The following is a 14066-nucleotide window of genomic DNA, read 5'->3' on the forward strand; positions in this document are numbered from 1 at the left end:
AAATTTATCCCAAATATTAATGAAAAAAATCATAAATAATTCCCTACTAAGATAATAGTTAATATATAATTTATTTATTATATAAAAATAAATAGGAGGAACAATAATGATTTACACAATTAATAATTTATTTATTAATAGTAACGATAAAACTAAAAAAATACCAACACAAGTAACTGTTAACGGTTGGGTTCGTTCTAATCGAAATAGTAAAAAAGTTGGGTTTTTAGATTTAAACGATGGTTCTTCAATTAATAACTTACAAGTAGTATATGATCCAAATTTAGAAAATAATAACAATTTAACTAATGTTACTACTGGTAGTGCTGTTACTATTACTGGTAATTTAATTTTAACACCAAATGCAAAACAACCATTTGAACTAAAAGTAATTACTGCTACTGTCTACAACATATGCGCTAATGATTATCCAATCCAAAAAAAAGAACATACAAATGAATTTCTTCGTGAACACGCACACTTACGTGTTCGTACTAATACTTTCTTGTCATTATTTAGAATTCGTGATCAAGTATCATGATCTATTCATAAATTTTTCCATGATAATCAATTTATTTACCTACATAGTCCTCTTATTACAGCTAATGATGCTGAAGGTGCTGGTGAAAATTTTATTGTTACTACTATAACTAATGATAAATATGAAAAGGATTTTTTTGGGAAAAAAGCCTCATTAACTGTTAGTGGTCAGTTAAATGCTGAAGCCTACGCTCAATCTTTACAAAAAGTTTACACATTTGGACCAACATTTCGTGCTGAAAAATCTAATACTACACGTCACGCAGCAGAATTTTGAATGGTAGAACCAGAATTTACCTTTAGTAATCTACAAGATAATATTATACTAGCCCAAAAACTAATAAAAACTGTTATTAGAGATGTTCTAAATAATTGTAATTCTGAATTAAAATTCTTAGAACAAAAACAAGAAACTAAAAATGAACAATCACTAATTGAAAAATTAGAAAAAATTGCCGATTTTAAATCTGATTTTAAAGTTATTACTTATACAGAAGTCATTGAATTACTTTTAAATGCACAAAAAAAAGGAAAAAAATTTGAATTTAATGAAATTAAATGAGGAATTGATTTACAATCAGAACATGAAAGATATTTATGTGAAGAAATAACTAAACAACCAACTTTTGTTATTAACTATCCACAAACCATCAAAGCTTTTTACATGAAACTTAATCCAATTGATAGTAATCATCCACAACAAAAAACAGTGGCAGCTATGGATTTATTAGTGCCAGGGATTGGTGAATTAATTGGTGGTTCTGTTCGTGAAGATAATTATGAACAATTACTAAAAAATAAAACTCAATTCAAAATTGAAGGTAATGATCTACAATGATATTTTGATTTAAGAAAATATGGATATGCACCAAGTGCTGGTTTTGGTTTAGGTCTAGAAAGATTTTTAATGTTTATTACTGGTATTAATAATATTAGAGATGTTATTCCTTTTCCTCGTACACCAAATAACTTATTATTCTAAAATAATAATATTTTAATAATATCTTTTTAAATTAAACTTATAATGTTATTTAAAACTCCTATTACTACATTAAAATCCAACATAATATATAATTAATTTAGTATTAAATAATTATTTAATAAGTTAAAAAAAAGAAAGGATATTTATATGCCAAAATCATATGAAATTATAAAAACAATATTAAAAAATAATACTTTTAAATTAAAAAGTAAACGTTTAAATTTAGAAATAATGATTGATTATAATCAAAAAGATCTAATTAATGTTCAACACTCAATTTACAATAGTTCAAAAGCAACCATTTTTTCTAAAGAATTACAAGAATTTTTAAAAAATGCTTACCATAATGCAGTTGCATCTAAAAAAATAGATATCCCATGAGTAATAACAGCAACTTTTAATTTACCAAAATTTGAAATTAATCAAAAAAAATTACCAAATTTATCATATATAACTGAAATTAATGACTTAAAAAATAAAATTATTAAAGAAGGTATAACTATTAAAAATGATGAAACATACTTTGAAATTAAACTTTCTTTAAAAGAAATATGTGAAAACTTTAATATTGAAAATTCTAACATAAAAGAATTACTAAATAATTGCTTAAAAATCCCAGATAATAATTTTGAAAAAATCAAACAACAAAGTAATTTAGATACTAAAGAAAACAAAACTTATAATTATCATTCTGTTCAATTATAAATAATTAAAAATGATTTTTTACTTCTATAATTTTTACCCTATATGTTTCTTTAATACCTTTAATATCAACAATATCACCAACAACACAATTCATAATTGATAGTGCTAATGGGCACTCATTAGAAATTAATCCTTCAAATGGATTACTTTCAATACTTCCAACAATTTTAAATTTTTCTTCTGATTCAGAAACAATTTTACCATGTTTAATTTTTACAATTGTTACTCAACTACCAACACGAACTGCTTTGATATTACTATTTTTACGTTGTTTTTGTTCTTCAAGAATAACAGCACTAGTAATAATCGTTTCAAGTTCTTGAATGCGTGCTTCATTTTTGCCTTGCTCTTCACGCGCACTAGTATAATCAGCATTTTCTGATAAATCGCCATCACCCCTAGCTGCTTTTAATCGTTCTTTTATTGATTCACGTTCAACATTAATTCGTTTATATAATTCAGTTTTTAACTTTTCTAAACCTTGTTCTGAAATTATTATTTCTTTATTTTTGTTAATTTCGCTCATTAAATGCCTCCATTTATATAATTTAATATTTTAAATATTTTAAGAACGTAAATAATTATATCATAAGGATAAATGGTTTTAAAAAAAGTATTCTTTTGAATACTTTTTTTAAAACCATTTACTTTATTAATTTTTCTTCTTTTAATAAAGAAATAATTTCTGATTTAACTTCTTCAAGTTTTTTATCTTCTACTTTTTCATCCATTTTTGTAATAATAAAAGCAATTTTACTAAAATTTTTTGCTTGTAAACCTAGAAAATTAAGAACTGACTTAGCTTTAACTTTAGTTTCATTACCAGTAAGTTTTACTGACTTCGTAATATCTGCATTATCAGGTAATTTAATGACTTCTACCTCAATATTTTTATACTTACTAATAGCAGCTGCAATTTTGGCTATTGGTCGTGCATGTAAACCAATCTTTTTTTCATCATCAATTTGCACAACATAAATAATACAATTCATTTTTTTCCTCCAAGATTTCTTAAAAATTTGTATAATATAGTTTATTTATAACATATTTTTTATTTTTTTTAAAAAAATAAATAATTTAAATTTTTCTTATTAAAATAATGACCTAGTAAATATTCAATTTTTTACAAATAAATTTTAATTTTTTTTAAAATAAATAAATAAATATGGTATTATTTATTAGTTAAAACATTAATAAGGAGAAAATAACTATGGCAAGAAAATGTGCTTTAAGTGGTATTGGTCCACTAGCTGGTAACAACCGTTCGCATGCGATGAACTCTTCTAGAAGAAAATGAAATCCAAACTTACAACCAGTAAAAATTGGTGGAAAAACTTTAATGATTAGTGCTCGTACTTTAAAAACTTTAAAGAAAAATAATGCTTTAGATAATAAAAAATAAAGTTATTTTATCTTTTGAAATATATAAATAAAGAATACTAATAAAAGAAAGAAATACTTTTCTTTTATTTTTTATATTAAATTAAAAATATTTAATAAAAAATATTAATAATATAGTCTAGAACCTACATTTTTTATAAAAATGAAATAATTTTTCTAGTTTTTATTAATTATATTGTTATAATACGTGTATGATAAAGAAAACTCTCAGTTGGGTGGATTTATATGCTAAAAAAAAGAATTTTGTCATTATTTTGATTAATCACAATGATTAGTATTTTTATTGTAACTTTAGTTAGTCATAAACCCTATTTTATTATGGGGGGTTCAACTTCAATAGCACCTTTAATGCATACATTAATGGAAGACTATCCCGATAATCATAAAGAAGCAGACTTTACTTATAACAGTTTAGGTTCAGATGCAGCAGTAATTCCAGTTAATAAAAATATGTTTGGTATTGGCTGACTTTCAAAAGAATATACAACTCCTAATAATAATTTAATTTCTTTTGTTTTATCAAAAGATGGTATGATTTTAGTTTATAATTTGCCACAAGATTGCTTAGGTAATAATAAACCTCTAAATTTTACACAAGATAAAGTAAAAAAAATGTATTTATCGAAATCACCTATTTTCTGAAGAGATTTATTTCCACAAAATATTTCAGAACCAAATCAAGGTTGAATCAAACCAACTTGTAACCTCAAAATTTTACCTTATACTAGAGAAAATGGTTCAGGAACACGAGATGTTTTTAAGGAAAAAGTTCTGGGTGATTCAAAAGCATATTATCCACAAGCAATAACTGTTAATTCAAGTACACAAATGTTTAATATGTCTAGTGGTGGTGTTGGCTATAGTTCATATTCAGATAAAAAACAATTAGATTCGAATAAACAATTCACTAATATTCATATTGCTAATTGAGAAAATATTGCTCCAAGTTTAGACACCATTAAAAATGGTACTTATCAGTTATCACGACCATTTACAGGTTTAATAAATAAAAATTTTAAACAAATTAATACTTTAGTTAAATTTCTAAAATTCTTGTTTATTCCTGACTATCCAGGTCATAACGAATACGTAGTTCCTGCTTTTTCAGAAACTCAGTACGCACAATCAGCAGTACCATTAACTGACAAATTAAATTATGATTTAAATCAGTGATTAAACAATTTTCCATAAAGGAGTATTAATAAATGAAATCCAAATCTTTTAAAAAGTTTTGACATAAAATAACTTTTAATCATTTTAATAAAAATCATGATCCAAAAAATGTTTTTATTAGTGAACAAAAAAAACATACTTATGATCTGATTGCTAAAATTTGTGTATTGTCTATATCTTCATTAGCACTAATTGCCGCTTCATTATTAATTGGTTTTATTATCGGTCAAACATTTAGTAATATGAGTTTTCTAAATTGATTTAAAATGTTAGGAAATAGTAAATGATTACCTAGTGCTAATAGTTTTGGTATTATTGCCTTTATCGTTGCCACTTTTTGAGTTGCACTATTTTCAATGATACTTGCTGTTCCTTTAAGTTTACTAACATCATTATTTATATGTGAATTTTTACCACCAAAATTAAAAAAAACAACATTAACTTTAGTAGAATTATTATCTGGTATTCCTTCAATTGTTTTTGGTGCTTTTGGTTTAATGACCATTGGCCCTATTTTTGTAAAAATGGGAGCACCAACCAAAGAAAATATGATGACAGCAAGTTTTATTTTATCAATGATGGCATTACCAACAATTATTTCATTATCTGTTAATGCTATTACTCGAGTACCAAAATCTTATCTATATGCATCATTAGCACTAGGTATTAGCAGGACTGACACTAGTTTTAAAGTCATTTTTAAAGCGGCAAAAACCAAAATCATTGGTGCAATAATTTTTGGATTCGGAAGAGTCATCGGTGAAACAATGGCCGTTGTTATGATTGCTGGTAATAGTACTCTAACCCCAAATTTTGCACATGGTCCACTTGCATTTTTATTTAGTTCAATTTCTACTTTAGCGGGAGTAATTGGACTAGAAATTGGAGAAGCAGTTAGTTCTCAACAAATATCAGCATTATATGGAATTGGTTTATTTTTATTTATTATAGTTTCAATAATTAACTTTATTGTTTTAATAATTTATAAACGTAGTGATAAAAAAGCAAAAGGTCATAAAAAACCACGAAATTATAATTTAAAAAAAATAAATCTATCTGATAATCAACTAATGTTAACTATTAGTGAAAAAACTATTAAAAATCAAGGCTGAAAACACTTTAAAGACTATTTTCGATTATTCTTTATGGGGCTAGCTTGTTTTATTACTATGGGATTAATTATTTGAATTATTGGTGATATTATTATTAATGGTATCTTCAACATTAGTGGTAATGCTGGTAGTAGCATTTTCAATTTTAATTTTGCAGCTTTAATTTCAACAACTGGTGATGAAGGTTACTTATCAATTATCACAATGACATGTTTATTGGTATTAACAACAATTACTATTGCTATGCCATTAGGTATTATTGGTGCAATTTATCTTCACGAATATGCCAAAAATGGTTGATTTGCTTCAATATTACGTTTTGTGCTAAATACCTTAGCTTCTACGCCATCAATTATCTTTGGTATGTTTGGATTTACTTTTTTTATTACTTTCTTACAAATAAGTTTCTCAGCAATTGCTGCTAGTTTAACATTAACAATTGTTATTTTACCACTTATTATTAGAGCAGTAGAAGATACATTAAAATCAGTACCTATTGAATATCGCGAAGCATCATTAGCACTAGGTGCTAGTAAATTTGAAACAATAAGAAAAGTAGTTATTCCAGCTGCCATTGGTGGCATTATTACTAGTATGATTTTATCAATGGGTAGAATTATTGGTGAATCAGCACCAGTTTATCTAACATTAGGAAGCACTGTTGCTTTTCCCAATAAAGGTTTCTTAAGTTCAGGACAAACTTTAACAACCCATATTTTATTAGTTAATAAAGAATCAAATGACCCTAATAAATTAGGAAAGATGTACCAAACAGCACTAATAACAGTTATACTAATATTTATTTTAAACTTTATAGCAAAACATTTTGAAAAAAGTTTAACAACAGGAATCGGGGTGAAAACAAAATGCTCAATTGAATTATTAAAAGAAAAAATGAAAGCAAGAAAGAATCAACGAATAGCAATAAAAAAAGAAAAGTAAATGTAATTAAACCTTACTTTTTAAAAGTGAAAGATAAATTTAAGAAAAAACCAAATAACAAATCAAATAATTTATCAAATATAGAAAATATTCCAAAAAGTAATTATGTTTTTACTATTAAAAATTTAAATTTCTTCTATAATCATGGCAAAAAACAGGTTTTATTTAATATAAATTTAGAAATAAGTCGTAATCAAGTAACCGCTTTTATTGGACCAAGTGGTTGTGGCAAATCAACATTACTACGAACTTTAAATAGAATGAATGATTTAATTGATGGTGTTAAAATTAATGGACAAATATTATTTAATAATGAAGATATTTATGAAAATAAAAAAAATATTATTTCATTACGAACTAAAGTTGGAATGGTATTTCAAAAACCTAATCCCTTTCCAATGTCAATTTATGAAAATGTGGCATATGGCCCAAAAAATCAAGGCATTAAAAATAAAAAGATTCTAAATCAAATTGTCGAAGATGCTTTAAAAAAAGCGGCTTTATGAGATGAAGTTGCTCAACACTTATTCGATTCAGCATTATCATTATCAGGTGGACAACAACAACGTTTATGTATTGCTCGTGCTATTGCCCTAAAACCAGAAGTACTATTAATGGATGAACCAACTTCAGCTCTAGATCCGATTGCCGCATCTAAAATTGAAGACTTAATGAATGATTTAAAATCAGACTTTACAATTATTGTTGTTACACATTCAATGCAACAAGCAGCACGAATTTCTGATAAAACTGCCTTTTTCTTAAATGGAGAAGTCATTGAATATAATAATACTAAAAAAATATTTTCACGACCAAAAGATAAAAGAACAGAAGATTATATTACCGGCAGATTTGGTTAAAAATATATATAATTAATTATAGAGAAAGGAGGAAAAAATGAAAATAATTAACCGTAGATTTGATTTAGATATCATAAATTTAAAACAAAACTTATTAACTTTATTAAAAGAAGTAAAAAAAGAACATAAAGACGCTTTAATAGCAATGGAAACCCAAGATTTTGACATGTCAAAAAGAATTGTTGAAACCGATAAAGAAATTAGAACAGTCGCTGAAAGTTTAACAATTACTGCAATTTGAAGTATTGCTCAACAAAATCCTTTTGCTACTGACTTACGTACTATTATTGGCTATATGAATATTATTCGTGATTTAGAACGTATTTCAAATTATGCTAAAAATTTATCCAAATTTAATGTCAAATATAAACCAGAAATTAAATTAACATCTCAATTATCAGGATTAATGAAAAAAGTATTTAAAATGATGGATTTAATTGGTGAATCTATAAATGAAAATGATATTAATAAAGCTTATCAAGCAGCAGAATATGATATTGATATTGATAATCGTTTTCGTGAATCAATGAAAAACATTGTCAATATGTTAAAAGTAAACAAAAATAATGATCAACTCTCTCAATATACATCAACAATGCAACAGTTGAAATATATTGAAAGACTAGGTGATCACTTAGTTAACATTTGTGAAACAATAGTATATATTATTAAAGGTAAATTTTATGATTTATCTTCAACAAAAATATCTGAATAATTTATCAATCAGTGTTAAAATAATTATTTTTTTGCAAGTTTCATTTAAATATTTTTAAGTCATACTTTAATATGATAATATTTATTATTATTTTATTTTTAATTGTATTAAATTAAGGTATGATTTTTTAATTTAATATTAAAATTTCTAAAAAGGAATATTTAACTTAGTTCTTCTATTTTAATATTACTATTAATATTTTTTTTGTTATCTACATTTTGCTTATTTTTATTATATAATAAAGAAATTCCTATTATTAAACCAATTAAATTTAATGTTAAAAATAATAATATGATGCCTAATGCATTATTACTATTACATAAACTTATACCTCAAATTAAAAATACTATTCAAATTACTAAACATATTCATATAATAAATGTAATTAAACCAATACTCATTACCTTGCACCTTTTTCTTTCTAAAAAATAATTAAACTAAATAAAATATAGTATTTTCTATTAGATTCTTATAATTTAATATTTTTTTCTTTATACAAGTATTTACTCTATATAAATATAAGAAAAATGCATGAAAATATGCATTTTTCTTATATTTATTAAATCAACCCCCATCTATACCCTTTTCTTATGATCAATTTATTTCATTTGGTTTCATTGGTTTTTCATTATTCTTTACACTAATAATTTTACCATTTTTAACGTTAATAACAGTATTTGCAACATATTGGAAGTTAGGATTATGAGTAACCATAATAATTGATGTTTTATATTCTCGATTAACATCCAATAAAATCTCTAATACCTTACACCCCATTTCCTCATCAAGTGCTCCTGTTGGCTCATCACAAAATAAAATTGTCGGATTTTTTGCTAGTGCTCTACCAATCGATACTCTTTGTTGTTGTCCACCTGATAATTGACTTGGAAATTTATTCATATGCTCATCCATTTCAATAACTTGAAAAATATCATCAATACTCATATTTTTATTTTTATTTTTAGCAAGATTTTCACCAACTTCAGCATTTTCACGAGCAGTTAAGTTAGTTAATAAATTGTATTGTTGAAAAATAAAACCAACATTATCTCGTCTAAATTTAGTTAAATGACTATCTTTTAATAAAGATAAATTGTATCCCGCCACAAAAACATCACCAGTATTAGATTTATCCAATCCCGAAATAATATTTAATAATGTTGTCTTACCACTTCCCGATGGTCCTAAGATAACAACAAAATCACCTAATTTAATTTTTAAATTAACTCCTTTTAATACTTCATATTCTAAGTCTCCAGTTAAGTAAGATTTTTTAACATCAAATAATTCAATAACATTAGTTTGAGTATCAGGAGTATTATTAGTCATTGATATAATTTTACCTGCTAAAATTTCTTTTGAATGAGTTTTTGTTAATTTTTTAATTGCTTTTTGATTATCTTTAAAAGCTTGCAATTTGGCTTTATTAGCTTCTATTTCTTCCTTTGATTCTGGTTTATCATGAGATTTATGGGTTACTGGTGGTATTGCACCTTCATTTTTAGATACTGACTTCTTTGTAAAACTAGATTCTAACTTATTTTTAGTTACTTGTTCACTTGAATTTTTAGTGTTTTTTTTATCATTTTTCATGTTTTTATTCCCTTCTGCTTTTAATCAATTTCATTTAAAGTTTTAATTGGATTAATCTTCTTCATGGCATATCAATCAATAATAAAGGTTGTTGCATAAATACCAAAGACAATTAAACCAACCACAAGCGGTAATCATCAAACAAAGAATAATGGTAAAACCCATGTTGTATTAGCAGCTAAATAGTTAAGAATAAACTTAACAATTATTCATCCTACGGGAAAACCAATAACAAACATAACAGCAATCACTGGTAAATACATACCAATAACAATATTAGTTATTTTTGCATCACTATAACCAAGTGTTTTCATTGTTGCTATTGTTTTACGATTTTCATAAATTACTAAATTACTTGTTAATAAAATAATAAAGAACGAAATGATTAATGAAAAGATAATAAATGCAACCAATACTGTATCAACTAAAGCAGTAATTTGATTTAACAACTGATGATGGATATCTTGTGGCGTAATATTAACAGCACTACCTGCACCATAACCTTGATAAGTACCAGAACCATCAGTACCACCATTTAAACCAAAAGCACTGTAATCTCCATACATTTGCGAAGTTGAAAATGAATTAGTTATATCTGGTAATGATTGCGAATTTGAAAATTTAAAATTAAAAATTGGATTTTCATTTTCAAATATTTGATTAAGTTTATAAATAACGGGATCATTTAATTGATTAAGAAAATTTTGATATTCATTAAATAATTTTAATTTACCAAAATCAACATCACAAGTTGTTTTTTTGTCTTCTCATTCTTTTTTAAATAATAAAAATAAAAATTCTTTTGTTTTATTAAATGATAAAACTTTATCAGCATTAGTTTTACTAATATAAGCATTAGGTTGACCATAACCATTATATATACCAACTACTTTATACGTTGGTGTTTTAGAACTTATCTTATCATTATAAGAATTAACAACCTTACCAGCAGTAACTTCTTTTAACATATTTGTAGCATTAATACCCATATTATCATAAGCCCCATCCTTTAACTCATCAACTTGTGTATAACCAGTTTGTTGTCTTAATAATGTAACATTATTAACATTTTTACTATCACCAACAATGTTATCAATATTAATTTGATCCAAATCAAAAGGTTTCAATTTATTATTATCTTTAAATTTCATAGTATTACCATTACTACTCATTTTAAATTCATCATTTATTTTTAAATTTAATTGTTTAGCAATCGTTTGATTAATAACAAGACTAATACTATCATCACTATTTTCTTGTTCTAAAAGTGGATTTAATGAAGAACCTCCAGCATCATATAATTGCATCATTGAAGGTTTGCCTAACTGTTGTTGATTTTGTAAACCATAAACTTTCATTAAATATTTGTTCTGTTTAAATAATTTTTCAGGAGTACCAATAAAGTAAGTTCCTAATTCATCAGTTTCTTTATCAAAAGGCACAACATTAAAAGCAACATTAAAAGGAACATTGGGATCACTATAAGCTTTGGCAATATTTTGACGAATAAAATATGGGCTTTTAGTATAAGCACCTTGCACTACAGTTTGTCCCATTCTATTATAAAATAAAGCACCAAATCAAATTCCAACTTTATTAATTCAACTATCACGCTCTTTGTCACTAATTTCAGATGCATTATTATTCAATAATTGTGTTTCATTAGTTAAATGTCACGGATATAATTTATCGCTAGTATCAAAACTTAAATTATCAATATCATTAATAAAAGTAGGACCCTTACTTGAGGCATTTTTGTAAGCAGGAATATTACTATTTGCTCAATCTTTGAATTTTGTAATATCTAAATCATTAGGATTAGTACTAATCTTACCAGTCTTCGAAATCGTACCACTAATATTCATTGCCACTGTTGTTCGATAGTTTTGATAAAATTTTCTAATAATATTATAAGTATTCTCACTATAAAAACTGTTAATATTAGTATTTTTTAAAACTGTGTCATACATTGGTAATGCATTTGGTCAAGCCATTTGTACCATAATTCCAACAATCACAGAAGCATCTTTAATATCACTAGAATCTAATCCATTTAAAAAGTTTTTAGTAAGCATTTTACCATTTAAATACGTTAAACCAGTATATCCTAAATCACTAATAGCACCACCGGGATTAGATTCATCTGACATTGGAGCATATGCTTCAGCATTAATATTATTTTCTAATAATTCTTTAACAAAAGTATCATTTAATGGTCCAGAATTATCAAAACGTGGTGGATGTCAATATGTATCACCAGTAGTACTATCAACAGTAGAAGTATAAGTTCAATCATCTTTATTATTTGGATTATAAGTTTTATAAAAACTATATGGAGAATTATAAGTCGGAATGTCATATTCAACTAAGGAGTGATAATTCATACCAGTAAAAGAAAGTAATTTATTATCAGCCATAATTTTTGGACCAATAATAGATGTTGTCATTAACGTTGTTCCTAAAAACATAGTTAATGATGCTGCTGCCATTTTTCCAATTGATGATGTAAATAGTGATAAACGGAATCTTGTTAAAAATCCACGATTAATACTTTTTGTTTTAATAATTCGACTAAAGCGAGAATTAACAGTAGCTGATTCGTTTTTAATTAAATCTATTGGTTTTTTAATAACTGTTAAAGCGCTAATAACTCATGCAATAATTGATAAAAAACCAAATATTAAAATTAAACAATATATAAATCCTAAACCATCAAAAATAAAACGACCAAAATCTAGATTAAAATAGTTGGCAAATGTTTGAACTATAATTACTTGTAAACCACTTGCTGGTAAAAACACTAAAATAGTACCAATAAGTGCTGCTACCATTGGATAAGCTAAAGATGTAATTAAAATTTTAATATTACTATAACCTAATGATTTTAAAATTCCAATTTGTGTTCGTGAATTATCAATATTTTTATAAGTAATTAATATTACTGTAATTCCTGTAATAATTAAAACAATTAACAATAAACCAATTAATAAACTTTTAAATCCAATAATAGTTGCATTCAAAGTAGCAGTACGATTATTAAACGTATACTTATTATTTCCTAACTTATATACTAAAGCAGCATCAGAATCAATAGTATTAATATATTTACTTCTTAAACTTTGTGAAATTAATTTAATATCATTAATTTTACCTATTGTTGATTTTCCAACAAAATAAATTTCGCGATCATTATCAGAAGAAATTGTGATTTTTTCATTAGCTTTATCATATGACCAAATATAATTATTTTTTTCTAACCTTTTACTTAAACCAAATTGCATTGGATCAACGTATAATAAACCTTCACGAGTTTTATTTGGAATTGGTGTAGTTTGATCAATAATTGGAGTTGTGAAATCAGCAGATACACCATATCCAACAATTTTTAATCAATTATAACTACTATAAGCAGCATCATTTAAATCATATCCTGAAACTTTTAAACTACTTCCTAATTGATCTGATTGCACACGAATTGTATCATTAATATGCAAATTATTTTTTTGAGCAAATTCTTTATTAATAACTACCTGTTTTCAACTTGGAGTTTTATCTGGATTTTTACTATCTCCTATTTGATAACCATCACTAATGATTAATTTATCAATACGAGCATCTTGATTATAAGTTAATATTTTTAAAATTCTAGGATTACTATTATTATCTAATTGCATAGTTCTGCCTTCAACACGATCTCATATAAATTCATTACCAGCATCATTTGCAATATTGTTAATATCAAAATCATTCTTTTCATCAACAGCAGTTGTTGATGTTGAGATTTTATTAGAAACAGTTTTTGGAGTAGTATTAGATAAATCAATAACAAAATCATGTAAATTAGATTTTGCAACTAATGTTGAATATTCATCAGAAATTCTTGCTAAACTTGTTTGCATTAATGAAAAAATAGTTGATGATAATAATACTAAAACAATTAAACCAACTAATTGAATTTTATTACGAATTGCTTGTTTAAACGCATTTTTAAAAAGCAAAAATGATTGTTTTTTCATATTCGTTCTTCCTTTCTTTTAAATTTT

11 protein-coding genes are annotated in these 14066 nt (G+C 25.1%); 7 read left to right on the plus strand and 4 right to left on the minus strand.

From position 1 onward, the window contains the following. The first annotated feature begins 106 nt into the window (after positions 1-106). Together asnS and AACL05_RS05250 are read left to right on the plus strand one after the other, a co-directional pair. Positions 107-1522, plus strand: a complete 1416-nt coding sequence (asnS, locus tag AACL05_RS05245; RefSeq protein ID WP_338960353.1) for an asparagine--tRNA ligase — start codon at positions 107-109, stop codon at positions 1520-1522. A gap of 147 nt (positions 1523-1669) precedes the next feature. Beyond that, entirely contained in the window at positions 1670-2227 is a 558-nt protein-coding gene (locus AACL05_RS05250) for a hypothetical protein (RefSeq protein ID WP_338960355.1), read from the plus strand. A 4-nt stretch (positions 2228-2231) separates the two neighbouring features. Here the strand turns inward: AACL05_RS05250 and greA are convergent, their stop codons facing one another. Together greA and AACL05_RS05260 are read right to left on the minus strand one after the other, a co-directional pair. After that, entirely contained in the window at positions 2232-2753 is a 522-nt protein-coding gene (gene greA / locus AACL05_RS05255; RefSeq protein WP_338960357.1) for a transcription elongation factor GreA, read from the minus strand. A gap of 118 nt (positions 2754-2871) precedes the next feature. Beyond that, positions 2872-3219 (minus strand): HPr family phosphocarrier protein, encoded by a 348-nt coding sequence (locus AACL05_RS05260; RefSeq protein WP_338960359.1) that lies wholly within the window; start codon positions 3217-3219, stop codon positions 2872-2874. Between the two features lie 218 nt (positions 3220-3437). Between AACL05_RS05260 and rpmB the strand changes: the two genes are divergently transcribed. The 5 genes from rpmB to phoU all read left to right on the plus strand — a co-directional run bounded on the left by rpmB (position 3438) and on the right by phoU (position 8430). Continuing rightward, on the plus strand, positions 3438-3629 hold the full coding sequence (gene rpmB / locus AACL05_RS05265) for a 50S ribosomal protein L28 (RefSeq protein WP_252320665.1): 192 nt from the start codon (positions 3438-3440) through the stop codon (positions 3627-3629). A 224-nt stretch (positions 3630-3853) separates the two neighbouring features. Beyond that, complete coding sequence (locus AACL05_RS05270) at positions 3854-4819, plus strand: PstS family phosphate ABC transporter substrate-binding protein (protein WP_338985835.1); 966 nt, start codon at positions 3854-3856, stop codon at positions 4817-4819. A gap of 14 nt (positions 4820-4833) precedes the next feature. Then, the gene (pstA, locus tag AACL05_RS05275) at positions 4834-6855 is read left to right on the plus strand and encodes a phosphate ABC transporter permease PstA (protein WP_338960363.1); all 2022 of its coding nucleotides are present in this window, start codon (positions 4834-4836) and stop codon (positions 6853-6855) included. Between the two features lie 80 nt (positions 6856-6935). Beyond that, positions 6936-7715, plus strand: coding sequence for a phosphate ABC transporter ATP-binding protein PstB (pstB, locus tag AACL05_RS05280; protein WP_422397371.1), 780 nt, complete (start codon positions 6936-6938; stop codon positions 7713-7715). Between the two features lie 37 nt (positions 7716-7752). Further along, a complete protein-coding gene (phoU, locus tag AACL05_RS05285) occupies positions 7753-8430 on the plus strand; it encodes a phosphate signaling complex protein PhoU (RefSeq protein WP_174480791.1) in 678 nt (225 codons plus the stop codon). A gap of 588 nt (positions 8431-9018) precedes the next feature. Here phoU and AACL05_RS05290 read toward each other — a convergent pair. Continuing rightward, positions 9019-10023, minus strand: a complete 1005-nt coding sequence (locus tag AACL05_RS05290) for an ABC transporter ATP-binding protein (RefSeq protein ID WP_338960368.1) — start codon at positions 10021-10023, stop codon at positions 9019-9021. A 20-nt stretch (positions 10024-10043) separates the two neighbouring features. After that, positions 10044-14039, minus strand: a complete 3996-nt coding sequence (locus AACL05_RS05295; RefSeq protein WP_338985837.1) for an ABC transporter permease — start codon at positions 14037-14039, stop codon at positions 10044-10046. Positions 14040-14066 lie beyond the last annotated feature (27 nt).

The organism is Spiroplasma endosymbiont of Thecophora atra (assembly GCF_964019735.1).
Taxonomy (GTDB): Bacteria; Bacillota_I; Bacilli_A; order Mycoplasmatales; family VBWQ01; genus Spiroplasma_E; species Spiroplasma_E ixodetis_A.